Origin of the sequence: Devosia sp. 67-54 (assembly GCF_001899075.1) — a bacterium.
Lineage (GTDB): Bacteria > Pseudomonadota > Alphaproteobacteria > Rhizobiales > Devosiaceae > Devosia_A.
Genome location: NZ_MKVA01000009.1, coordinates 36,062 through 58,240, shown reverse-complemented (window position 1 = coordinate 58,240; position 22,179 = coordinate 36,062). Strand labels below are relative to the sequence as shown.

At 67.7% G+C, this 22,179-nt stretch carries 22 protein-coding genes; 9 read left to right on the top strand and 13 right to left on the bottom strand.

The window, feature by feature from the left end; genetic code table 11:
• Position 1 precedes the first annotated feature (1 nt).
• From BGO82_RS15590 to pobA, 7 genes are read left to right on the top strand one after another with little or no spacing between them, the layout of a single operon-like run.
• Entirely contained in the window at positions 2-1,450 is a 1,449-nt protein-coding gene (locus tag BGO82_RS15590) for an aldehyde dehydrogenase (protein WP_291306540.1), read from the top strand.
• Positions 1,450-2,268, top strand: a complete 819-nt coding sequence (gene pcaD, locus BGO82_RS15585; RefSeq protein ID WP_291306539.1) for a 3-oxoadipate enol-lactonase — start codon at positions 1,450-1,452, stop codon at positions 2,266-2,268. The genes BGO82_RS15590 and pcaD overlap by 1 nt, the downstream gene beginning before the upstream one ends.
• Entirely contained in the window at positions 2,255-2,659 is a 405-nt protein-coding gene (gene pcaC, locus BGO82_RS15580) for a 4-carboxymuconolactone decarboxylase (RefSeq protein WP_291306538.1), read from the top strand. Before pcaD ends, pcaC begins: the two co-directional genes overlap by 14 nt.
• Positions 2,656-3,405 (top strand): protocatechuate 3,4-dioxygenase subunit beta, encoded by a 750-nt coding sequence (pcaH, locus tag BGO82_RS15575; RefSeq protein ID WP_291306537.1) that lies wholly within the window; start codon positions 2,656-2,658, stop codon positions 3,403-3,405. Before pcaC ends, pcaH begins: the two co-directional genes overlap by 4 nt.
• On the top strand, positions 3,405-4,019 hold the full coding sequence (gene pcaG, locus BGO82_RS15570; protein WP_291306536.1) for a protocatechuate 3,4-dioxygenase subunit alpha: 615 nt from the start codon (positions 3,405-3,407) through the stop codon (positions 4,017-4,019). The genes pcaH and pcaG overlap by 1 nt, the downstream gene beginning before the upstream one ends.
• Before the next feature lie 9 nt (positions 4,020-4,028).
• Positions 4,029-5,093, top strand: a complete 1,065-nt coding sequence (locus BGO82_RS15565; protein WP_291306535.1) for a 3-carboxy-cis,cis-muconate cycloisomerase — start codon at positions 4,029-4,031, stop codon at positions 5,091-5,093.
• Positions 5,093-6,262, top strand: a complete 1,170-nt coding sequence (gene pobA / locus BGO82_RS15560; RefSeq protein WP_291306754.1) for a 4-hydroxybenzoate 3-monooxygenase — start codon at positions 5,093-5,095, stop codon at positions 6,260-6,262. The genes BGO82_RS15565 and pobA overlap by 1 nt, the downstream gene beginning before the upstream one ends.
• A 14-nt stretch (positions 6,263-6,276) precedes the next feature.
• Here pobA and BGO82_RS15555 read toward each other — a convergent pair whose 3' ends face one another.
• Positions 6,277-6,828 carry a polysaccharide biosynthesis/export family protein gene (locus BGO82_RS15555; RefSeq protein WP_291306534.1) on the bottom strand — a complete coding sequence of 184 codons (552 nt, stop codon included), beginning with the start codon at positions 6,826-6,828 and terminating at the stop codon, positions 6,277-6,279.
• Positions 6,829-6,984: 156 nt separating this feature from the next.
• Between BGO82_RS15555 and BGO82_RS15550 the strand changes: the two genes are divergently transcribed.
• Complete coding sequence (locus tag BGO82_RS15550; protein ID WP_366246968.1) at positions 6,985-7,326, top strand: VanZ family protein; 342 nt, start codon at positions 6,985-6,987, stop codon at positions 7,324-7,326.
• Here the strand turns inward: BGO82_RS15550 and BGO82_RS15545 are convergent.
• The 5 genes from BGO82_RS15545 to BGO82_RS15525 are packed head-to-tail and all read right to left on the bottom strand — an operon-like array spanning position 7,323 to position 12,161.
• A complete protein-coding gene (locus tag BGO82_RS15545; RefSeq protein ID WP_291306532.1) occupies positions 7,323-8,333 on the bottom strand; it encodes a P1 family peptidase in 1,011 nt (336 codons plus the stop codon). The genes BGO82_RS15550 and BGO82_RS15545 overlap by 4 nt on opposite strands.
• On the bottom strand, positions 8,330-9,622 hold the full coding sequence (locus BGO82_RS15540) for a tetratricopeptide repeat protein (protein ID WP_291306531.1): 1,293 nt from the start codon (positions 9,620-9,622) through the stop codon (positions 8,330-8,332). Before BGO82_RS15540 ends, BGO82_RS15545 begins: the two co-directional genes overlap by 4 nt.
• A 36-nt stretch (positions 9,623-9,658) precedes the next feature.
• Positions 9,659-10,402, bottom strand: a complete 744-nt coding sequence (locus tag BGO82_RS15535; RefSeq protein WP_291306530.1) for a glucose 1-dehydrogenase — start codon at positions 10,400-10,402, stop codon at positions 9,659-9,661.
• Positions 10,390-11,853: an aldehyde dehydrogenase family protein gene (locus tag BGO82_RS15530; protein ID WP_291306529.1), complete on the bottom strand. Its 1,464-nt coding sequence runs from the start codon at positions 11,851-11,853 to the stop codon at positions 10,390-10,392. Before BGO82_RS15530 ends, BGO82_RS15535 begins: the two co-directional genes overlap by 13 nt.
• Positions 11,854-11,912: 59 nt before the next feature.
• Positions 11,913-12,161, bottom strand: coding sequence for a hypothetical protein (locus BGO82_RS15525; protein ID WP_291306528.1), 249 nt, complete (start codon positions 12,159-12,161; stop codon positions 11,913-11,915).
• 131 nt (positions 12,162-12,292) lie between these two features.
• Here BGO82_RS15525 and BGO82_RS15520 point away from each other — a divergent pair, with 131 nt between their 5' ends.
• The gene (locus BGO82_RS15520) at positions 12,293-12,952 is read left to right on the top strand and encodes a S24 family peptidase (RefSeq protein ID WP_291306527.1); all 660 of its coding nucleotides are present in this window, start codon (positions 12,293-12,295) and stop codon (positions 12,950-12,952) included.
• A gap of 21 nt (positions 12,953-12,973) precedes the next feature.
• Here BGO82_RS15520 and BGO82_RS15515 read toward each other — a convergent pair whose 3' ends face one another.
• The 7 genes from BGO82_RS15515 to ugpC all read right to left on the bottom strand — a co-directional run bounded on the left by BGO82_RS15515 (position 12,974) and on the right by ugpC (position 22,171).
• Complete coding sequence (locus tag BGO82_RS15515; protein WP_291306526.1) at positions 12,974-14,563, bottom strand: dipeptide ABC transporter ATP-binding protein; 1,590 nt, start codon at positions 14,561-14,563, stop codon at positions 12,974-12,976.
• Positions 14,560-15,438 carry an ABC transporter permease gene (locus tag BGO82_RS15510; protein ID WP_291306525.1) on the bottom strand — a complete coding sequence of 293 codons (879 nt, stop codon included), beginning with the start codon at positions 15,436-15,438 and terminating at the stop codon, positions 14,560-14,562. Before BGO82_RS15510 ends, BGO82_RS15515 begins: the two co-directional genes overlap by 4 nt.
• Positions 15,438-16,382, bottom strand: coding sequence for an ABC transporter permease (locus BGO82_RS15505; protein ID WP_291306524.1), 945 nt, complete (start codon positions 16,380-16,382; stop codon positions 15,438-15,440). Before BGO82_RS15505 ends, BGO82_RS15510 begins: the two co-directional genes overlap by 1 nt.
• A 198-nt stretch (positions 16,383-16,580) precedes the next feature.
• On the bottom strand, positions 16,581-18,059 hold the full coding sequence (locus tag BGO82_RS15500) for an ABC transporter substrate-binding protein (RefSeq protein ID WP_291306523.1): 1,479 nt from the start codon (positions 18,057-18,059) through the stop codon (positions 16,581-16,583).
• A 104-nt stretch (positions 18,060-18,163) separates the two neighbouring features.
• Positions 18,164-19,447, bottom strand: a complete 1,284-nt coding sequence (locus BGO82_RS15495; RefSeq protein WP_291306522.1) for an acetylornithine deacetylase/succinyl-diaminopimelate desuccinylase family protein — start codon at positions 19,445-19,447, stop codon at positions 18,164-18,166.
• Positions 19,448-19,478: 31 nt separating this feature from the next.
• Entirely contained in the window at positions 19,479-21,041 is a 1,563-nt protein-coding gene (locus BGO82_RS15490) for a PAS domain-containing sensor histidine kinase (RefSeq protein WP_291306521.1), read from the bottom strand.
• 71 nt (positions 21,042-21,112) lie between these two features.
• Positions 21,113-22,171 carry a sn-glycerol-3-phosphate ABC transporter ATP-binding protein UgpC gene (ugpC, locus tag BGO82_RS15485; RefSeq protein WP_291306520.1) on the bottom strand — a complete coding sequence of 353 codons (1,059 nt, stop codon included), beginning with the start codon at positions 22,169-22,171 and terminating at the stop codon, positions 21,113-21,115.
• Positions 22,172-22,179 lie beyond the last annotated feature (8 nt).

The following is a 22,179-nucleotide window of genomic DNA, read 5'->3' as shown; positions in this document are numbered from 1 at the left end:
GATGGACATCGGGTTTCTGATCGATGGCGAGGAGCGGCAGGCGCAGAGCGGAGCGACCTATGACCGCAACGATCCCTATACGGGCAAGCTCGCGACCCGGGCTGCGGCGGCGGGCGTCGCCGATGCCATCGCGGCGGTCGAGGCGGCCGCGGCGGCGTTCAAGAGCTGGAGCAAGACCGGACCCGGTGAGCGCCGCGCGTTGCTGATGAAGGCGGCCGACATCATGGACAGCCGTGTCGACGAGTTCACGCGGCTGATGATCGAGGAAACCGGCGGCACGGCGCCATGGGCCGGCTTCAACGTCATGCTGGCGGCCAACATGCTGCGCGAGGCCGGGGCGATGACGACGCAGATCGCCGGCGAGGTGATCCCGTCCAACAATCCGGGCATCACCCTGGCCATGGGCATCCGGCAGCCGGCCGGCGTGGTGCTGGGCATCGCGCCATGGAACGCGCCGGTGATCCTGGGCACCCGCGCCATCGCCATGCCGCTCGCCTGCGGCAACACGGTGGTGCTGAAGGCGTCCGAGAGCTGCCCCGGCATCCATCGGCTGATCGGGCAGTGCCTCGCCGATGCCGGCATGCCCAAAGGCGTGGTCAACGTCATCAGCAACGATCCCAAGGACGCTGCCGCCGTGGTCGAAGCGCTGATCGCGCATCCGGCGGTGCGGCGCGTGAACTTCACCGGCTCGACCGGGGTCGGCCGGCGCATCGGCGAGCTTGCTGGCAAGCACCTGAAGCCGGCGCTGCTCGAGCTCGGCGGCAAGGCGCCGCTGGTGGTGCTGGACGACGCCGACCTCGACGGCGCGGTGAATGCGGCGATCTTCGGCGCGTTCATGCATCAGGGCCAGATCTGCATGTCGACCGAACGCATCATCGTCGACGACACGATCGCCGACGCGTTCGTCGACAAGCTTGCGGCGCGCGCGGCGCAATTGCCGGCGGGCGATCCGCGCGGGCATGTGGTGCTGGGCTCGCTGATCAGCACGCAATCGGCCGAAAAGATGGAGGCGCTGATCGCCGACGCGACGGCCAAGGGCGCCAAGCTCAAGGCGGGCGGCAAGCGCACCGGCACGGTGGTGGAGGCGACGGTGCTCGACAATGTCGGGCCGGGGATGCGCCTCTATACGGAGGAGTCGTTCGGGCCGGTCAAGTCGGTGATCCGCGTCAAGGGCGAGGCAGAGGCGATCCGCGTCGCCAACGACACCGAGTACGGCCTGTCGTCGGCGGTGTTCAGCCGCGACATCCAGCGGGCGCTGCGGGTCGCGGCGCAGATCGAGGCCGGCATCTGTCACATCAACGGGCCGACGGTGAACGACGAGGCGCAGATGCCGTTCGGCGGCGTCAAGGGATCGGGCTTCGGTCGCTTCGGCGGCAAGGCGGCGATCAACGAGTTCACCGATCTGCGCTGGATCACCATCGAGGATCCCAAGCAGGGCTATCCGTTCTGATGCAGTTCGCGCGCCTCAACGACGTCACGATGCACCATCAGGTGATCGGCGGGCCCAAGGGCCGGCCGACGCTGGTGCTCGTGAATTCGCTGGGGACGGATTTCCGGATCTGGCGTGACCTGGTGGTGCGGCTTGCCGGCGAGGTGACCATTGTCGCCTACGACATGCGCGGGCACGGGTTGAGCGAAGTGGGGCGCACGCCGTATTCGATCGCGCTGCTGGCGGACGACCTGGCGGCGCTGCTCGGGCATCTCGGGATCGGCCGCGCCATCATCTGCGGCGTGTCGGTGGGTGGACTGGTGGCGCAGCAGCTTTATGCCTCGCGCCCCGATCTGGTCGAGGCGCTGATGCTGTGCGACACGCTGGGAAAGATCGGCGATGCCGCGTTCTGGGCGGCACGCATCGGCCGGATCGAGGCAGAGGGCCTCGTGGCGGTGGCCGATGGCATTCTCTCGCGCTGGTTCACGGCGGCGTTCCGCGTGCCGGACAATCCCGACTATGCCGGCTATCGCACCATGTTCGAACGGCAGGCGGTCGAGGGATATCTCGCGACCTGCGTGGCGCTGCGCGATGCCGACCTCAGCGCACTGGCGCCGCGGATCCGGGTGCCGACGATCTGCGTCGTCGGCGACGAGGACGGCTCGACGCCGGCCGCGGCAGTGGCCGATTTCGCGCGGTCCATCCCGCGGGCGCGGTTCGAACTGATCAAGGCCTGCGGGCATCTTCCTTCGATCGAGCAGCCGGACACCCTGGCCGCCATCACGCGTAGTTTCATGTCCTTCGTCGCAACGGAGACGGGTTCTCATGTCAGTCACTGATCTCAAATCGCCGCGTCTCCGGCAGGGACTGGAAACCCGACGAGCCGTCCTCAGCGATGCTTATGTCGAACGGGTCGAAGCGGCGACGACCGAATTCGACGAGCCGTTCCAGGCGCTGATCACCGAGGCGGCGTGGGGGCATCTGTGGTCGCGCAACGAATGGAGCAAGCGCGAGCGCTCGATCGTCACCATCGCGCTGCTGGCCGCGCTGGGGCATACCGACGAATTGGCGATGCATATCAGGGCGACGGCGCGCACCGGCGCCACCGAAGCGGACGTACGCGAAGCGCTGTTGCATGTCGCCATCTATGCCGGCGTGCCGACGGCCAATACGGCGTTCCGGGTGGCCAAGCAGGTGTTCGCCGACATCGCGGCGGGGAAGGGCGAATGAGCGGGCGGAGCAACGAAGCGCCCGAGACCGGGCCGTTCTATCCGCGCGACCGGCTATGGCATCCGCCGGCGCTGACCCCGGCCTACAAGACCACCGTGCTGCGCTCGCCGCAGCGCGCGCCGATCTCGTTCTCCAACACGATGTCGGAAATGACCGGGCCGGTGTTCGGGCCGAACATCATCGGCGAGCTCGACAACGATTTGATCCACAATTTCGCCAAGCCCGGCGAGAGTGCGCAGGGACCGCGCATCATCGTGCACGGTCGCGTGCTCGATGAGCGTGGAAGGCCGGTGCCGGGCGTGCTGATCGAGTTCTGGCAGGCCAACGCGGCGGGGCGTTACCGGCACAAGAAGGACGGGTATCTGGCGCCGCTCGATCCGAATTTCGGCGGCTGCGGGCGGGCCCTGTCGGGCGAGGATGGCAGCTATGCGTTCCGCACCATCAAGCCGGGCGCCTATCCGTGGCCGAACGGCGTCAACGACTGGCGGCCGGCGCATATTCATTTCGCGATCTTCGGCTCGGGCTTCGCGCAGCGGCTGATCACGCAGATGTATTTCGAGGGCGACCCGCTGATCAAACTCGACCCGATGACCGGCGGCCTCAGCGACCGGCGCGCGGTGGAGCAACTGATTGCTCCGCTCGACATGGCGCGCACCATTCCCATGGATGCGACCGCGTACAAATTCGACATCGTGCTGCGCGGACGACGCTCGACCATGTTCGAGAACCGGCTGGAGGGCAATTGATGCCGCAGGCGCTCGACACGCTCAAGGAGACGCCGTCGCAGACCGCGGGGCCGTATGTCCATATCGGACTGATGCCGAACTTCGTCGGCATCCACGGGGCGCATGCCGAAGACCTCGGCGGGCGGATGCTCAACGACAAGGCCAAGGGCCAGCGCATCGCCATCGAGGGGCACGTGTTCGACGGCACCGGCGAGCCGCTGCGCGACTGCGTCATCGAGATCTGGCAGGCCGATGCCGCGGGGCTCTATCCCAGCCCGTCGGAGACGCGCGGAACCGCCGACCCCAATTTCGCCGGCTGGGGGCGGGCGGCGGCCGATCCGCAGAGCGGCCTCTATCGCTTCGAGACCATCAAGCCGGGCCGGGTGCCGTTTCCCGACGGGCGATTGCAGGGGCCGCATGTGAGCCTATGGATCGTGGCGCGTGGCATCAATCTGGGACTCAACACGCGCATGTACTTTTCCGACGAAGCGGAGGCCAATGCCGCCGATCCGATCCTGTTGCGGATCGAACACCGGACGCGCGTGCCGACGCTGATCGGGACGCGAACCGGGGACAGCTATCGCTTCGACATCCACCTGCAGGGGCCGGATGAAACAGTGTTCTTCGACATCTGAGGCGATGGCATGAGCGTGTCGCCGTTCGACCATCCGCTGCTGTCGGGCCTGCTCGGGGACGACGAGATTGCGCCGTTCTTTTCAGCCGAGGCCGAAATCGCCCAGATGCTGCGCTTCGAGATGGCGCTGGCCGAGGCCGAGGGCGCCGAGGGCGTGATCGACGCGGAGGCGGCGCGGCACGTGGTCGAGCAGTTGAAGCTGGTCGAGGTCGATGCCGACGCCATCCGCACGGCCACGACGCGCGACGGTACCGTGGGCGTGGAGTTCGTGCGGCAATTGCGCGACTGGCTCGGTGCCCCGTACGACCGGGACGTGCATTTCGGCTCCACCAGCCAGGACGTGGTCGACACCGCACTGATGCTGCGTCTGAAGCCGGTGCTGGCGATCTTCGCCGCACGACTGCGGGCGATCATCGCGCGGCTCGACGAGCTCGATCGGCGGTTCGGGACAAACCAGCTCATGGCGCGCACCCGGATGCAGGATGCCCTGCCGATCCATGTGCACGACAAGCTCGCGACGTGGCGCGCGCCGCTGCAGCGCGATCTCGACCGGCTGGCAGAGTTGAATCCGCGCCTGCTGCAGGTGCAGTTCGGCGGTGCGGCCGGCACGCTGGACAAGCTTGGGGACAAGGGGACCGCGGTCACGGCGCGGCTGGCGCAGGCGCTCGATCTCGCGGCGCCGGCGCGAAGCTGGCATACGCAGCGCGATACGATCGCGGAGCTGGCCGGCTGGCTGTCGCTGGTCAGCGGCAGCCTGGGCAAGCTCGGCGTCGACGTCGGGCTGATGGTGCAGAACCGCGTCGGCGAGATCGCGGTCGAAGGCGGCGGCGGCTCCAGCGCCATGCCGCACAAGCACAACCCGGTTGGCGCCGAGGTGCTGGTGGCGCTGGCCCATTACGGAGCGGCACTGACGGCGGCCATGCATGTGAGCCTCGTGCATGAGCAGGAGCGATCGGGCGCGGCGTGGACGCTCGAATGGCTGGCGCTGCCGCAGGCGGTGATGACGACGGCGGCCAGCCTCAGGACCACCGGTGCGCTGCTGGCGCAGGTGACGCGGATCGGCAGCCCGCCATGATCCGCACGCAGGTGGCGATCGTCGGGGCAGGACCGGCCGGCCTGCTGCTGGGCGCGCTGCTCGGCCGGGCAGGCATCGACAACATCATCGTCGAGCGCGCGAGCCCCGAGCATGTGCTGTCGCGTATCCGCGCCGGCGTGCTCGAGCAGGGCACGGTCGATCTGCTCGATGCCGTGGGATGCGGCGCGCGCCTGCACGCCGACGGATTGATCCATGAAGGGATCGACATCGCCTTCGGCGACACGCTGCATCGCGTCGACCTGAAGCAGCATTCGGGCGGGCGTGTGGTGACCGTCTATGGCCAGACCGAGGTGACGCGCGATCTGATGGAGGCGCGCGCAGCCAGCGGGCAGCGCACGATCTACGAGGCCAGCGACGTGACGCTGCACGACGTCGAGCGTTCGCCGGCGGTGAGTTTTCGGCACGACGGCGCCACGCAGCGCATCGCCTGCGATTTCATCGCCGGCTGCGACGGCTTTCACGGCGTCAGTCGTCGCAGCATTCCGGCTGAGGTGCTGCGGGTGTTCGAACGGGTGTATCCGTTCGGCTGGCTGGGGCTGATGGCGGACGTGCCGCCGGCCAATGACGAATTGATCTATGCCCGGCATGCGCGGGGCTTTGCCCTCTGCTCGATGCGCTCGCCGACGCGCAGCCGCTATTACGTGCAGGTCGATGCGAGCGAACGGGCCGAGACGTGGAGCGACGATGCGTTCTGGGACGAACTGCGGCGCCGGTTGCCGGACGCTGCGGCAGACCGCATCACGACGGGGCCGTCGATCGAGAAATCCGTGGCCGCGCTGCGTTCGTTCGTGATCGAGCCGATGCAGCATGGGCGGCTTTATCTGTGCGGCGACGCCGCGCACATCGTGCCACCCACCGGCGCCAAGGGGTTGAACCTCGCGGCCAGCGACGTGCACTATCTGTCCCGGGCGCTGATCGAGCACTACCGCGACGGCGAAGACGACGGGCTTGCTGCGTATTCCGCCCAGGCGCTCGCACGCGTGTGGAAGGCGGAGCGCTTTTCGTGGTGGATGACCTCGACGCTGCATCGCTTTCCCGAGAACGGGGAGTTCAGCGAGAAGCTGCAGCTTGCCGAGCTCGACTATCTCATGGGCTCGGATGCGGCGATGAGCGCGCTGGCCGAGAACTATGTCGGCCTGCCGTTCTAGCGCGCCGCGATCGGTCAGAACCAGCGGTCATCGATGACGAGGCTGTCGCCGGGGCGGATCGGCGTGTCCAGCGGCACCGACAGCTTTGCCGTTTGCGCACCCAGCTTGCGATAGATGGTGACGTGGCCGCGATCGGCGAAGTCCTTGAAACCGCCGGCGGTGGCCACGGCCGCGCGGGCGGTCATGCCCCAGACATAGGGGAACTGGCCGCCACTGACGACGGCCCCGTCGATGAAGAAGGGACGGTAGGTGCTGATCTCCACCGACACTTTTGGGCTGATCATGTAGCCGTCGGCAAGCAGCCGGGTGATCATCTGCTCGGTGCTGGTGATGGTGCGGCCGCGCACATTGATCGAGCCGGCCAGCGGCAGGCTGATGGTACCCTTGTCGGTGACGGTGTAGGTGGTGCTCAGCGTGGCGTCGCCATAGACGGTGACGCGCAGGATATCGCCGGTGTCGAGGGTGTATTCGGTCGGGGCGGAAAGGCTGCTGTCCGGCATCCGGTTGACGGCACAGCCAGCAAGCGAAAGCGCCGCCAGGGCGACGAACAGCACGGACCAACGCATGACACAACCACGGGACGCAATACACAACTGGCTCAAAGGTGCGCCAGCATGGTTAATATTGCTTGAAGGCAGGTGCAGCCTGCGAGCGCCGCTTAACCAGCCGCTTACCCTGATAGGGTAGGTCCCTCCAGTCCAACCCCGGCTCCCATCGTGTCGCTGTCGCTCCTGCTCAAAATCCTCGCCTGGCTGCTGCTGGCCGCGCTGGTGGTGGTGACCATCGGCCCCATCGGCTGGCGGCCGATCTCGCCGTTGCCGACGCAACTTGAGCGGGCCCTGGCGCTGTTGCTGATCGGCATCGTGTTCGCGCTGGCCTATCCACGGCACATATTGCTGGTCGGCCTGCTGCTGGTGGGAGCGACGGCGCTGCTTGAGCTGACGCAGGTGTTCGAGCCGAGCCGGCATGGCCGCTGGCTCGATCTTGGAGTGAAGGTGGCTGGCGGCGTCGTCGGCCTCGCCATCGGCGCCGTGCTGACGCGCCTGAGGCCTGGGCCGCGCTAGTCGCGCTTCCCCCATTTCTGCTGCCAGGTCGGGAAGTGATCGCCGGGCGCCGGCGTCGCGAAATAGACGGCGCGCGCGATGGCGCGGCTGAGGCAGACCGCCGCCGCGTGGCCAAGCGCGATCATGTCGTAGATCGGCTCGCTGATCGGCCGGCTGCCCGTCGAGACCGAGAACACGATGTCGCCGTCGACTGGGGAATGCGACGGGCTGATGGCGCGCGCCATGCCATCCTGCGCTGCCACCGACAGGCGCTTGAGCTGCGCCTTGCTGAGATCGGCGTCGGTGGCGACGATAGCGATGGTGGTGTTGGACATCTCGGTCATGTATTCGCGCTTGGTGCGCCCGGCGTCGACCAGCGAGACACGCTGCGGGGAGGGGCCGAGACCACCGAATTCGTCGCCGATCTCGAACGCGCCGGCCCAGAAATGGCCGGCATCGCCAGCGACGACGCCGCCGGTAGGATTCGCGCCTACCAGAGCGGCCACGGTGAAGCCGCTGGGCAGCAGCAGCGACGCGGAGCCGAGGCCGCCCTTGAGCCCGGCGGTCGTGGCGCCGACGCCGCAGCCGGCGGTTCCGAGGGCGAAATCTTCGGCGGCGGCTTCGAGCGCGCGCCGGCCGAGGTTGCGGTATGGATTCTCGTTCCAGCTCTTGTCGCCGCCATTGATCAGGTCGAACAGGATGGCGCCCGGCACGATGGGCACGGTCACCGGCCCCACCGCAAAGCCGCGGCCCTGGGCGCGCAGGCCATCGGCGACGCCCGAAGCGGCGTCGAGGCCGAAGGCCGAGCCGCCGGAGAGGACGAGCGCATCGACCTGATCGACCAGCTTGTCGGGCGAGAGCAGATCGGTCTCGCGCGAGCCGGGCGAGCCCCCCATCACGTCGACGGAGGCGCGGAACGGCCGGTCGGCGACGAGCACCGTGGTGCCGGTCTTGATGGTGTGGTCTTCGGCATTGCCGACGCGAAGGCCGGCGACATCGGTGATGAGATTGCGGGGGCCAGGTTTCATGTAAGCGCCAGGTGTGAGCGGACGAGAGCGAGGTCACGGTTGAGAGGCACGCCGTCGGGGTCCCAGATGCGGCGCATTTCCAGCATGTCGGCAGCGACACGCCAATTGCCCAGCTTGAGATGGGCGTCGAGCAGGAGCTGTCCGAACAGGTCGCGCTGGGCGTGGCTGCCGCCGATCTCGGTCATCCGCGGATTGGCAACGGCGAGGTTGCGTGCGGCGATGGCCCAGTCGCGCTTCGCATGGGCATAGACGCCGCGCGCGGCGGGCAGCGCCACCTCGCGCCAGACCAGGCGGTCGAAGGCGTCCGACGTGCGGGCCTTCTCCTCGACGGCGGCGAGGAGCGCGTCGGCCTCGGCATAGTCGGCGCGGGCGAGGCCATAGAGATATTGCAGCGTCAGGAACGGCTGGATGACGTCCTGTGCACGAGGCTTCAGATATTGCGCCAGTTGCTGCCAGCGGTCGCCGACGTCGAGGCCGGCGATCTCCATGCGGGCAAGCAGCGATACCGCGCCGACCTGGTCCTGCGAATAGGTCGGCTCGATGCCCCACACATGGTTGTCGTAGGCGTCGAACACCGCGGCGGTGTCGCCCAGCGAGATGTGGAACAGCGCCTTGTGCCACCAATTGTGGGTGTACATGAAGCTGTTGAGGTCGACCCAGGTGCGCTGCGCCTCGCCGAGGAAGTCGACGCCCTCGCGCACGCGGCCGGTCGAGAGCATCACATGCGCCAGCGCGTGGTGGGCCCATGGCTCCTTCTGCTTGATCTCGAGGGCGCGGCGGGCGGCACGCTCGGCGTCGGCAAGCTGATGCGTCTGCTCGTAGCCGAAGGCCAGCATGCCGTAGAGGTGGGGGCTGTCGGAATTGGCCGCCTCGGCCCTCTGCGCGATGGCCAGCATGGCGGGCGCGTCGCCGCGATTGAAGCTGAAATATTGGTGCAGCTTCACCGACGCGAGGTCGCGCGGGAAGGCATCGACGATGGTTTCGCCGATGGCCTGCACGGCGGGGATGTCGCCGGCGATCCAGCGCTCGAGCTGGCGCAGCAGCAGCGCCTCGCGCGGATTGGCCGCCGCCGCGGCGCTGCGGGCGCGGTCGAGATAGAGCTGCGCACGCGCTTCCGCCCCGGCGGCCTCGAGGAACATCCAGGTGAAGCCGGCATAGATGTTGGCGAGCACCGACTCCGCATCGGCGTCGGCGGCGGCCAGCACGTTGGTGGCCCTGGTCTCGTAGGCGAGGAAGCCGGTGACGAAATCGTCGATGCCGTGCAGCGTCGTGGCGTCACCGCTGCTCACTGCGTTGCCAAGCGCATCCTGGGCCATGGCCAAACCTCAGATCACGCGACCGCCGTCGACTTCGAGCGCGACGCCGGTGATCATGCTGGCTTCGTCGGAGCAGAGGAAGCAGGCGGCGTTGCCCATGTCGGCAGGAGTGGAGAAGCGGCCGAGCGGAATCGTGGCGAGGAATTTTGCACGGATTTCGGGCGTGTCCTCGCCCATGAAGGTCTTGAGCAGCGGCGTCTCGCCGGCCACCGGGTTGATGGCGTTGACGCGGATGCCGAGCGGGGCGAGCTCCACCGCCATCGACTTGGTGGCGGTCACCATCCAGCCCTTACTGGCATTGTACCAGCTCAGCCGGGGGCGCGGGCTGACGGCGGCAGTGGAGGCGACGTTGAGGATGACGCCGGACTTCGCCGCCTTGAAGCGCGGCACGGCGTGCTTGGCCATGAGGTAGACCGACTTCACGTTGACGGCCAGCACGCGGTCGAAATCGGCCTCGGAAATTTCGTCGAGCGGCGCCGGCAGGTGGCTGACGCCGGCGTTGTTGACCAGGATGTCGAGCTTGCCGAAGGCGGCGTAGGCGGCATCGACCAGGGCGGCGACCGAGGCATCCTTCGACACATCGACCTGCTGCGATTTCGCGCCGAGCTCCTTGGCCAGCGCCGCGGCGCCGTCACCATTGATGTCGGCAATCAGCACCCTGGCGCCTTCGTCGACGAATTTGCGGACGATGCCGGCGCCGAAACCCGAGGCACCGCCGGTGACGATCGCGGTCTTGCCGTCTAGCCGTGCCATGCCGCCACCGTCTTGAGCACACTGAACCCGTACAATGCTTCCATGCCTTTCTCGCGGCCGAAGCCGGATTTGCCGGTGCCGCCGAAGGGCAGCTCGACGCCGCCGCCGGCCCCGTAATTGTTGATGAACACCTGGCCCGAGCGGATGGCCTTGGCCAGCCGCATCTGCCGGCCGCCGTGATCGGTCCAGAGGCCGGCGACAAGGCCGAAATCGGTGCCGTTGGCGATGGCGACGGCCTCCTCCTCGCTGTCGAACGGGATCACAACCTGTACCGGGCCGAAAATTTCGTCCTGCGCCAGCCGGTTGTCGGGGGAGACACCCGCGAGCAGCGTCGGCTGCAGGAAATGGCCGCCGGCGGGGGCATCGGTCTCGATGCTGCCGCGGCCCGCGATCTCGGCGCCGCCGAGGTCGCCGAGGAAGTCCGAGACCACCTGCTTTTGCCGTTCGCTGACCATCGGGCCGAGGTCGAGGTCGGCAATCGCCGCGCCGACGCGCAGCGCGCGGTAGCGCTCGGCCATGCGGGCCAGCAGTTCATCGTGAATCTTGCGCTCAACCAGGATGCGCGAGCTTGCCGAGCAGGTCTGGCCGGCGTTCTGGATGCCGGCGTTGACGAGGAAGGGCAGGGCGCGGTCGAGATCGGCGTCGGCAAACACCAGTTGCGGCGACTTGCCGCCGAGCTCCAGCGTCACCGGAACGACGTTCTGCGCGGCGGCGCGCTGGATGATCTGTCCGACCGGCACCGAGCCGGTAAAGGAGATGTGGTTGACGCCCGGATGCGCGGTCAACGCCGCGCCTGCCTCCTCGCCGAGGCCGGGGACGACATTGAGCGCACCGTCCGGCAGGCCGGCTTCCTTGGCGATTTGCGCGAAGGCGATGGCGGTGAGGCAGGCTTCTTCGGCCGGCTTCAGCACCACGGCGTTGCCCATGGTCAGCGCGCCGCCGACGGAGCGGCCCAGCACCTGCATGGGGTAGTTCCACGGGATGATGTGGCCGGTGACGCCGTGTGGCTCGCGCAGGGTATAGACGGTATAGCCGTCGAGATAGGGAATGGTCTCGCCCATCACCTTGTCGGCGGCCCCGCCATAAAACTCCATGTAGCGGGCGAGGGCGAGGGCGTCGGCGCGCGCCTGCTTCAGCGGCTTGCCGACATCGAGCGCCTCGATACGGGCGAGGTCGTCGACCCGCTCAAGCACGAGCCGGCCGATGCGGGCAAGAATGCGTCCGCGTTCGGCCGCGGGTGTCCTGCCCCAGGCGCCGTCGAGGGCGGCGCGCGCCGCGGCCACCGCCGCGTCGATGTCGGCCGCGGTGCCGCGTGGGATCTGCGCGATAACGGTGCCGTCGGACGGGTTCTCGACGGGCAGGGCATCGCCGCCGAGCGGGGCGACCCAGCGGCCGCCGATGAAGCATTTGGAGGGATCGAAGAAAAGCTGCGGATCGGGTCGGATGTTCATGCCGACCTGCCTACGCCGCTCCTCCCTTGGCATCAAGACATGACGACGCCAGGGGGCACTCAGTGCTCCGGCCGTGTCCGCCGGCGAACGTCCGTCGGTGTGCCGGCAGCCTTGCGGGCAGTCTCGGCGATGGAGTCGATCCAGGCGAGCAAGGCGGCGCCGCGCAGCCCGTGCTGCTCGCCGATGAGGGTGATCGACATGGCCAGCGCGGCGCGCACCACCGGGATGCTGCGTCCGGCGGTCGCGGCGGCGATGCCGAGATACGTCTCGGCGACCGCGTCGGCGCCCAAAGGCGGCCCTTCGCTCATCGTGGCTTCGCTTCCAACATGGCCTGTGTCACAAAGGGGTGTCCACGACTCTGGGCGCACCGTGTGATATGCAAAATTATTCTTGCATTGTGCCAACGTAATTTTGCATCCGTCAAGTGGATTTGTCGGGTATGGCCGAACTCGATGGGAAAACGCAGGAAGAGCGTATCGCGGCGCTGGTGAACGCCGTGGGCGGGCCGGTGCGGGCGGCGGCGCTGCTGGGTAAGACGCGAACACATGTCGACAACATGCGCAAGCCAGGCGCGCCGCTGCGGCTCGAGGACGTGCTGGTGCTGGCGCGGGCCGCCGGGGTGACGCTCGACTGGGTGGCGAGCGGTCAGGCCGTGCGGCCGGACCTGCGGGGGCTGAGCGACGCCGGCGCCGCGACGTTCGACGCCCTGCCGGGCTTCGTGCGGCTGTTGCCGCTGCGGCCGGAGGTGGTGACGGCCGGCGGGCGCATGGTCGAGCGGTGGACGCCATCCGAATTCGCCGTGAGCTCACACTGGCTGGACGGGCTCGGGCTCAGCGAGGCGGCGGCACGCTATGCGTCGGCGGGCGATGGCGGCATGGCGCCGGCGATCGGCAAGGGGGCTTTCCTCGTGCTCGATATCCGGGAGCGGCCGGCTAGAACGGGTCTCTATCTGGTGGCGGTCGGCGACGAGCTCTTGCCGCGGCGGCTGCAGCGGCTTCCCGATGGGACGACGGAGCTGATCGCCGATGCCGATCCGCGCTGGCGGTTCGCCGGTGAGGCGGAAATGTATCGCATCGTGTGGGCGGGGCAGGGCGTATAGCGCCGCCTCCGCGACCCTAACCTATTCCGCCAATGCCCGTTCGAGGCTCGGGGTCGCGGCCAGGAGGTCGCGGGTGTAGGGGTGCTGGGGATTGGCGAAGACCTCGGCGGTCGGACCGGATTCGACGATCTTGCCGGATTTCATCACCAGCACGCGATCGGTGATCGAGCGCACCACGCTCAGATCGTGCGAGATGAACAGATAGGAGATGGCGAGGCGGTCGCTGAGCTCGGCCAGCAGGTCGAGGATCTGGGCGCGGATGGAGACGTCGAGCGCCGACACCGCCTCGTCGAGGATGATCAGCGACGGCTCGATGATCAAGGCGCGGGCGATGGCGATGCGCTGGCGCTGGCCGCCCGAAAATTCGTGGATGTATTTTTCCGCATCCGATGGAGCGAGGCCGACATTGGTGAGGGCGGCATCGATGCGTCGCCGGCGTTCGGCGCCGCGCGGCGCGTCGGTCCCCAGCAGATGGAACGGTTCGGTGACCAGCGTGTCGACGCGCTGGCGCGGATCGAACGAACCGTAGGGATCCTGGAACACCACCTGCAGCTTGCGGCGGGTCTTGAGGTCGCGGCCGTCGAGCGGCACCCCGTCGATGCGGATGGACCCGGCCTGCGCTGTTTCCAGCGCCATGATGGCGCGGGCGAGGGTGGACTTGCCGCTGCCGCTTTCGCCGACGAGGCCGACATTCTCGCCGCGCTCGATGGTGAGGCTGACATTGTCGACGGCGCGGAACGCGCCGGCCGGACCGAACAGTCGCTGCGGCGGCACGCGGTAGTCGCGCACGAGGCCGTCCACGGTCAGCACCGGCTCCCCGCCGGGCAGCGAGGGGTCGCGCGGCGGCACGTGCGCCGACGCCTCGAACAGCTGGCGCGTATAGGGATGGGCGAGGGCGCGGAACACCTCGCGCGTCGCCCCGGATTCGACCACTTCGCCATGGCGCATCACCACCACGTCGTCGGCGAGGCCGGCGACCACCGCAAGATCGTGGGTGATGAAGATCAGCCCCATGCCGTCTTCCGCGACGAGGCGCTTCAGGAGCTCGAGGATGCGGGCCTGGGTGGTGACGTCGAGCGCTGTCGTCGGCTCGTCGGCGATCAGCAGCTTCGGGCGGAGTGCAATGGCCGAAGCGATGACGACGCGCTGGCGCTGGCCGCCGCTCAGCTCGTGCGGGAAGCGCGTGCGGGGGAATTGCGCTGCCGGCAGGCCGACGCGCTCCAGCACGCGGTCGGCCTCGGCGAGGGCGTCACGGCGGTTCATCTTGCCGTGCACCCAGATGGTCTCGGCCACCTGGTCGCCGATGGTCTTCAGCGGATCGAGCGCCGTCATCGGCTCCTGGAACACCATGCCGACGTCGCGGCCGCGAATGGCGCACATGTCGCGCTCAGACTTTTGCAGCAGATCGGCGCCGTCGAGACGAATGGTGCCGGAGACCGTGGCGGAGGCCGGCAGCAGCCGCATGATGGAGAGCGCCGTCATCGACTTGCCCGAGCCGGATTCGCCGATGATGCCGAGCACGCGGCCGGGCTCGAGGCGAAGGTCGATGCCATGCAGGATCGGGACGGGGCCGATCGCGAGCTTCAGATCGCTGATTTCGAGCAGGCTCATTGGCGGCTCCGCTGCAGGCGCGGATCGAAAATGTCGCGCAGCCCGTCGCCCATCAGGTTCAGGCCGAGCACGGTCAGCACGATGGCGACGCCGGGGATGATGGCGAGATGCGGGGCAAGCGAGATCAGGGTCTGGCTGTCGGCCAGCATCTTGCCCCAGCTCGGGGTCGGCGGCTGCGCGCCGAGGCCGACATAGGCGAGCGCCGCCTCGGCCAGGATGCCGAGGGAGAACTGGATGGTGATCTGCACCACCAGCGTATTGAGGATGTTGGGCAGGATGTGCTCGAGCGAGATGCGGGTGGCGCCCTTGCCGGCGACGCGGGCGGCGAGGATGAAGTCGCGGGTCCAGATGCTGAGCGCGGCGGCACGGCTCAGTCGGGCGAAGACAGGGATGTTGAAGATGCCGATGGCGATGACGGCGTTGGTGGCGCTGGGGCCGAAAACGGCAGTGATGAGGATGGCGATCAGCAGCGCCGGAAAGGCGAAGACCAGGTCGTTGAGCCGCATGATGGTCTCGTCGAGCAGCGTGCCGCGGCGGGCGGCCGCCCACAGGCCGAGCGGCACGCCGACGCCCACGCCGACCGTCACGGCGATGAGGGCGACGGCAAGCGAGGTGCGGGCGCCGACCAGGATCTGCGAGAACACGTCGCGGCCGTACTGGTCGGTGCCGAACCAGTGCGCGGCGGTGGGGGCGTGGAGCTTGTTGGGAATGTCCTGCGCGGCGAAGTCGTAGGGCGTCCACACGAAGCTCAGCAACGCGATGCCGACGAAGAGCAGGGTGACGATGGCGCCGGCGACGAAGCTGGGCGAACGCAGCGCGGCGCGCAGCAGCGAGCCACGCGGCAGGTCGATGGAGGCGATGCCGGCGTCGGCCATCAGCGCCTCCTGAGCCGCGGGTCGACGGCGATGTAGCTCAGATCGACCAGGAAATTGACGAGGATGACGGCGAATACCAGCAGCATCACCACCGATTTGACGACGATCAGGTCGCGCTGGGTGATGCCCTGGAAGATGAGGCGCCCGAGCCCGGGCAGGAAGAACACGTTCTCGATGATGATGGCGCCGGCCAGCAGGAAGGCGAATTGCAGCCCGACGATGGTCAGCACCGGGATCAGGGCGTTGCGCACCGCGTGACGCCAGAGCGTGGCGCGCTGCGACAGGCCGCGGGCCCGGGCTGAACGGATGTAGTCTTCCTCGAGCGTATCGAGCAGGGCCGAGCGCATGACGCGGGCAAGGATCGAGGCCTGCGGCAGCGCCAGCGCGATGGCGGGCAAAATGAGCGAGCGCAGGCCGATCCACAGGCCCTTGTCCCAGCCCGGAAAGCCGCCGGCCGAAAACCAGTGGAGGATCACCGCGAACACCCAGACGAGCAGGATGGCGAACCAGAAATTGGGCACGGCCACGCCGAACTGGGTGACGCCCATCACGGCGAAATCGGTTCTGGAATTGCGTTTTGCGGCGGCAAGAATGCCGGCCGGAAAGGCGATGAGGATAGTGAGGCTCAGCGACAGCACGGCGAGCGGCAGCGACACGCCGAGGCGCTGCAGCACCAGCTCGGTCACCGGGGTCTTGTAGGTGTAGGAGATGCCGAGATCGCCATGCAGCATGCCGAACAGCCAGGTGACGTAGCGGCTGAAGGCCGGTTGGTCGAGGCCGAGCTGCTCGCGCAGGGCGGCGAGGGTGTCGGGCTGCGCGTTCATGCCCAGCATGAACTGCGCCGGATCGCCGGGCACGACCTCGAGGATCAGGAAGATGACGATGGACGCGACAAGCAGGCTGATGACGAGCGAGCCCAGGCGGCCGAGCAGATAGGTGGACATCGGGCTATTCAACCATGCCTGCGCAGGGGCGCAAGCGGAGCAGTGCGATTGCGGTCGGGCTTTCCCTGCACGGCGAAAAGGGTGGCCCCGAAGGCGATGGAAAGGGGCGGCCACGAACATGAAGTGTGCGGCCGCCCCTGTACCAGCTTGGCTGGTCCTCCTCGCCCGCGCCGCGGGAGAGGAGTCCTGATTGCGAGGTCACTGTGCCCAGGACATCTCGGAGATGATCGTGGCCGGGATCGGTGCGTTTTCCCAGATGCCCTTGAGGTCCTTGTTGGCCACGGTGATGTTGGGCAGCTCGAACAGGAAGCCGGCCGCAAAGTCGTTGGCGAGCAGCTTCTGCACGTCCTGCTTGATGGCGGTCTGCTTGGCAGGATCGGTGGTGTTGCCCAGCTCGGTCATCAGCTTGGCGAACTCCGGATTCTTGTAGTTGAAGTAGTAGCCGTCCTTGCCGAAATTGCCGAAATCGTTGGGCTCGACGTGGCTGACGATGGTCAGGTCATAGTCCTTGTTGGTGAACACGTTGGAGAGCCAATCGGCCCATTCGACATTGGTGATGTCGACCTTGATGCCGATGTTGGCGAGCTCCTGCTGGATCACCGGGCCGGCGGCCCGGGCATATTGGGCCGGCGGCAGCTTCAGCGACAGCGTCAGGTCCTTCACGCCGGCTTCGGCGAGCAGGGCCTTGGACTTGTCGGGGTCGAAATTGGAGATCGAGGTCAGGTCGATATAGGCCGGATCGCCGGGCGAGAAGAACGAGCCGATCGGCGTACCGTAGCCGAACTGCGCGGCGTCGATGATCGCCTTGCGGTCGATGGCGTGGGCGATGGCCTCGCGCACCTTGATGTTGTCGAGCGGCGCCTTGCCGTTGTTCATGGCCAGCACGGTTTCGCCCTGGGTCGAGCCGACGGTCACGGAGAAGCGCGGGTCGGCCTTGATCTGGTCGACGGCCTCGGGCGCCGGGAAGCCGCCGAAGACGTCGACGTCGCCGGCGAGGATCGCCGCGACCGCCGCGGTCGGATCGGAGATGAACTTGATGGTGGCCTTCTCGATCGAGGGCTTGGCGCCCCAATAGTCCGGATTGGCGACGAGGGTGACATGGTCGCCCTTGACCCAGTCGCTGAAGCGGTAGGGGCCGGTGCCGACCGGGTTGGTGGCGTTGGTGGCGGCGGTCTTCTGCGACACGATCACCGCATCGCCCCAGCCCATGTCATAGAGGAAATCGCCCTGCGGGCCGCTGAGTGTCACCTTGACCGTGGTGGGATCGACGACGTCGACCGAGGCGATCTTGGCGAACAGCTGCTTCTGCGCGTTGACCGACTTTTCCCCGCGTGCGGCATCCAGCGAGTATTTCACGTCGTCGGCGGTGAAGGGCGTGCCGTCCTGAAACTTCACGCCGTCGTGCAGGTGGAAGGTGTAGGTCAGGCCGTCGGCGGAGATGTCCCAGGACTTGGCGAGCAGCGGCTGCACGGCGCCATCGCGGTCGATGCGGGTCAGGCCCTCGAAGATGTTGTCATAGGTCACCGAGCGGATGGCGGCGGCAGCGCCGCCGGTGGTGGGATCGAGGCTCGGGGGTTCGAGCTGCATCGCGATATTCACATCGGTCCGCGATTGGGCATAAGCGGTGCCCGACAGCATTGCGCCGGCAATCGCCAGCAGAATCAAGGATTTGCGCATGGACGTCCCTTCCCGTAAGGCAGCCGCCTGGTGCGGCCTTGGGCGAAGCTTAGAACGATTTTGCGCGCGCACAAATGGTCTTTCGGGACAGAAAAACCCAATCGCTACACGCGCAGGAGATTTTCCAGCGCCAGCCCCATCACCTTGGCGGAATCGAGCATGTCGGTGATGCCGACATATTCGTCGGGCTGGTGCGCCAGATCGAGGATGCCGGGACCGTAGGCGATGCAGTCGTGCAGCCGGCCGATGCGGTCGATATGCTTCTGGTCGTAGGTGCCGGGCGAAACCACGTAGTCGGGGCTGAGGCCGAGCACTGCATTGATGGCGGCGTCGACGGCGCGGACGACGGGCGCAGCCTTGTCGGTCATGGTCGGCGGGATGGTCCATAGGTCGCGCAGCTCGTAGCTGAAGCCGGGGCGGGTGGCCTTCAGCCGCTCCAGCAGGTCCAGCACTTCCTGGCGCACCGCTTCGGGCTTTTCCTCGATCAGATAGCGGCGGTCGATGACGATGCGGGCCGAATGGGCGACGACCGGAGCGGGAAAGCCGGTGTAGCCGTCTTCAGGCTCGGGTTGGCCGCCGTGGATGGAATTGATGTTGAGCGTCGATTGCCGGGCGAGCGGCGGCACCACCGGCATCGCCGTCTGCCGGGTGGCGAGGGCGGGGTAAAGGCTGGTCTCGATCTCGCCGAGCAGCGCCGCCATGTGGCGGATGGCGCTGTCGCCGAGGAACGGCATGGAGCCGTGGGCGATGCGGCCATGCGTCTCGATCTCCGCCCACCACACGCCGCGGTGGCCGAGGCAGATGCGGTTCTTGTTGAGCGGCTCGGGAATGATGACGTGCTGCACGCGGTTGGGCGAGAACATACCCCTCTCGGCGAGGTACGCGACACCGCCATATCCGCCGGTTTCCTCGTCGGCGGTGGCGGAAATCTCGATGGCGCCGGAGAAATCCGGGTGGGTGTCGATGAAGGCCTCGGCGGCGATGATGGAGGCGGCGAGGCCGCCTTTCATGTCGCACGCGCCGCGGCCATAGACCTTGTCGTCCTTCACTTCGCCGCCGAAGGGATCGACGGTCCAGCCGCTGCCGATCTCGACCACGTCGTGGTGCGAGTTGAAATGCACGGTATCGCCGCCGGCCTTGCCGGGGCGGCGGGCGACCACGTTCCAGCGCGGATATTTGTCGATGTCGCCGATGGCGCCTTCGGCGCGGATCAGCTCGATCTCGGGAAAGCGCGGCCTGAGCCGGCGTTCGACGTATTCGCAGATCTCGCGATAGGCGTTGCCCGGCGGGTTGATGGTGGGGATGCGGATCAGGTCGGCGGTGAAGGCGACGAGGTCGTCGCGACGGCTGTCGACGGCGTCGGTGAGGCGGGAGGGCTGCTGGGTCATGCCGCCATGGTGGCGGCGCCCGGCGGCAAGGTCAATCGGCGCGCGGGCCGATTTGCGCCAGGACCTTTTCCAGATCGGACTGGAAGAAGGGCTTGGACAGGCGCGGAATGGTCTGGTCGGCGCCGGGCGGCAATTCGGCATAGCCGGTGGCGAGGACCACCCGCAGATGCGGGTTGAGCTCGTGCGCGGCGCCGATCAACTGGATACCGGTCATCTGTGGCATGGCCTGGTCGGTGATCATCAGGTCGAAGCCGTTGTTGGTCTTGAGCTGCTCGAGCGCGAGCTGGCCGGAATGCACCTCGACCACTTCATGACCGAGATCCTCGAGCATCGCCGAGGTGTTCATGGCGACGAGGAAATCGTCGTCGACGACGAGGACGCGCAGCGGCCGGCCTGCGTCCGGCTCGGCGGCTTCGGCGGCGTCGCCGGGCTCGGTCGCCGCCATTTCGGCGGCTTCGCCGGTGACCTCGGGGAGCCACAGGGTGACGGTAGTGCCGGTGCCCAGCGTGCTTTCGAGCGTCACCGTGCCGCCCGACTGCTCGGTCAGGCCGCGTACCATGGCGAGGCCGAGGCCGGTGCCCTTGCCGACGCCCTTGGTGGTGAAGAACGGTTCGGTGGCGTGGGTGAGCGTCTCCTCGTCCATGCCGGTGCCGGTATCGGTGAGCGACAGGGTGACGTAGCGACCGGGCGGGAGCCCCGACTGCCGGCTGGCCAGCACCTCGTCGCGGGCGCTGATCGTCAGGCGGCCGCCGTCCGGCATGGCGTCCTTGGCGTTGACCGCGAGGTTGAGGATGGCGAGCTCGAGCTGGTTGGCATCGATGAGCACGCGGCTCAGCGGGCCGATGGTATAGGTTTCGATCTCGACGCCGGGACCGAGCGAGCGTGACAGCAGCTCGGTCATGCTGGAGACCAGGGCGGCGACGTCGACGAAATCGGGCCGCAATTCCTGCCGGCGGGCAAAGGCCAGCATGCGCTGCGTCAGCGAGGCGCCGCGACGGGCGCCCTGCATGGCGTTGTCGATGAGCCGGATGAGGCGCGGATCGTCGGGGATGCGCTTGCGCAGCAGCTCGAGGCTGCCGGTGATGGCCATCAGCAGATTGTTGAAATCGTGCGCCACGCCGCCGGTCAGACGGCCGATGGCCTCCATCTTCTGGCTCTGCAGCAGCTCTTCCTTGGTCTGCGCCAGCGACTGCGCCGCTTCCCGGCGTTCGGTGAGGTCGCGCGTCACCTTGGCAAAGCCGATGGTGCGGCCGTCCTCGTCCCTGATCGGGTCGATGATGACGTGGGCCCAGAAGCGCGAGCCGTCCTTGCGGACGCGCCAGCCTTCGTTTTCGAAGCGGCCCTCGGTTTCCGCCGTGCGCAGCGCGCGGGCCGGCAGGTCCACGGCACGATCCTCGGGCGTATAGAAGCGGGAGAAATGCTGGCCCAGGATTTCCTCGGCCCGATAGCCCTTGAAGCGCTGGGCACCCGGATTCCAGCTCGCCACATAGCCGCCGGCGTCCAGCATATAGATGGCGTAGTCGGCAATCGCGTCGATGAGCAGCCGGTAGCGATCGGCCTCGCTCATCGTATGGACGGATCGGATTTCGGTCATGCGCTCCCCGCTGCGCCCACAATGCAGCGGCAATGGAACGAGGGAAACAGGGAAAGGTTCCGACTGCCGAGCTACCGGATACGCTGGCCGGCGGGGTCGAAAAGCAGGGCCTTGGCGGGGTCGAAGCGGGCGGAGAGCTTGTCGCCGCCCTTGAGCTCGCGGTCGTTCTGGGTGGCGATGGTGAGCACGTCGCCGGCGCCGTGGCGGGCATAGGCGTAGGACTCGCTGCCCAGATGCTCGACCATTTCGACGGTGACGTCGAGCTGCGAGGCGCCGCCGGCCTTGAAGTATTCGGGGCGGAGGCCGACCGTGACCTCGCTGCCATGGGCGGCTTTGGCGACCAGCGGGATGGTCTGGTTGCCGTGATCGGGCAGGCGGACGACGCTGCCGTCGACGATGCCCTTGAGGAAATTCATCTTGGGCGAGCCGATGAAACCGGCGACGAACAGGTTGTCCGGATCGTCGTAGAGCTTGAGCGGCGAGCCGACCTGGGCGATGGCGCCGTCGCGCAGCACCACGATCTTGTCGGCCAGGGTCATGGCCTCCACCTGGTCGTGGGTGACGTAGATGATGGTGGTCGCCAGCTCCTTGTGCAGCCGGGCGATCTCGATGCGCATGTGGACGCGCAGTTCGGCGTCGAGGTTGCTGAGCGGCTCGTCGAACAGGAACACCTGCGGGTGGCGGACGATGGCGCGGCCGATGGCGACGCGCTGGCGCTGGCCGCCCGAAAGCTCCTTGGGCCGGCGGTTGAGCAGCGGCTCGAGTTCGAGGATGCGGGCGGCCTCGGTCACCTGCCTGTCGATCTCGGCCTTGGCGACGCCGGCGAAGCGCAGAGCGAAGCCCATGTTTTCGCGCACCGTCATGTGCGGATAGAGCGCGTAGGACTGGAACACCATGGCGATGCCGCGGCGCGACGGATCGACGTCGTTCATGCGCTTGTCGCCGATGTCGAGCTCGCCGCCGCTGATGGTCTCGAGGCCGGCGATGAGGCGCAGCAGGGTGGACTTGCCGCAGCCCGAGGGGCCGACGAAAACCACGAATTCCTTGTCCTCGATGTCGAGGTCGATGCCCCTGAGGACTTCGACCGCCCCGAAGGATTTGCGAATGCCGCGCAGCTTCAATCCGCTCATCGGGGACT

Coding starts and splice junctions, on each gene's coding strand:
- BGO82_RS15525 (WP_291306528.1), bottom strand. CDS start 12,161: ATGAGCGAAGGGCCGCCTTTGGGCGCCGACGCGGTCGCCGAGACGTAT.
- BGO82_RS15510 (WP_291306525.1), bottom strand. CDS start 15,438: ATGGCCGACGCCGGCATCGCCTCCATCGACCTGCCGCGTGGCTCGCTG.
- BGO82_RS15515 (WP_291306526.1), bottom strand. CDS start 14,563: ATGAGCCTGCTCGAAATCAGCGATCTGAAGCTCGCGATCGGCCCCGTC.
- BGO82_RS15565 (WP_291306535.1), top strand. CDS start 4,029: ATGAGCGTGTCGCCGTTCGACCATCCGCTGCTGTCGGGCCTGCTCGGG.
- pcaH (WP_291306537.1), top strand. CDS start 2,656: ATGAGCGGGCGGAGCAACGAAGCGCCCGAGACCGGGCCGTTCTATCCG.
- BGO82_RS15530 (WP_291306529.1), bottom strand. CDS start 11,853: ATGAACATCCGACCCGATCCGCAGCTTTTCTTCGATCCCTCCAAATGC.
- BGO82_RS15590 (WP_291306540.1), top strand. CDS start 2: ATGGACATCGGGTTTCTGATCGATGGCGAGGAGCGGCAGGCGCAGAGC.
- BGO82_RS15490 (WP_291306521.1), bottom strand. CDS start 21,041: ATGACCGAAATCCGATCCGTCCATACGATGAGCGAGGCCGATCGCTAC.
- BGO82_RS15520 (WP_291306527.1), top strand. CDS start 12,293: ATGGCCGAACTCGATGGGAAAACGCAGGAAGAGCGTATCGCGGCGCTG.
- BGO82_RS15500 (WP_291306523.1), bottom strand. CDS start 18,059: ATGCGCAAATCCTTGATTCTGCTGGCGATTGCCGGCGCAATGCTGTCG.
- pcaC (WP_291306538.1), top strand. CDS start 2,255: ATGTCAGTCACTGATCTCAAATCGCCGCGTCTCCGGCAGGGACTGGAA.
- pcaD (WP_291306539.1), top strand. CDS start 1,450: ATGCAGTTCGCGCGCCTCAACGACGTCACGATGCACCATCAGGTGATC.
- BGO82_RS15495 (WP_291306522.1), bottom strand. CDS start 19,447: ATGACCCAGCAGCCCTCCCGCCTCACCGACGCCGTCGACAGCCGTCGC.
- pcaG (WP_291306536.1), top strand. CDS start 3,405: ATGCCGCAGGCGCTCGACACGCTCAAGGAGACGCCGTCGCAGACCGCG.
- BGO82_RS15545 (WP_291306532.1), bottom strand. CDS start 8,333: ATGAAACCTGGCCCCCGCAATCTCATCACCGATGTCGCCGGCCTTCGC.
- BGO82_RS15555 (WP_291306534.1), bottom strand. CDS start 6,828: ATGCGTTGGTCCGTGCTGTTCGTCGCCCTGGCGGCGCTTTCGCTTGCT.
- ugpC (WP_291306520.1), bottom strand. CDS start 22,171: ATGAGCGGATTGAAGCTGCGCGGCATTCGCAAATCCTTCGGGGCGGTC.
- BGO82_RS15535 (WP_291306530.1), bottom strand. CDS start 10,402: ATGGCACGGCTAGACGGCAAGACCGCGATCGTCACCGGCGGTGCCTCG.
- BGO82_RS15505 (WP_291306524.1), bottom strand. CDS start 16,382: ATGTCCACCTATCTGCTCGGCCGCCTGGGCTCGCTCGTCATCAGCCTG.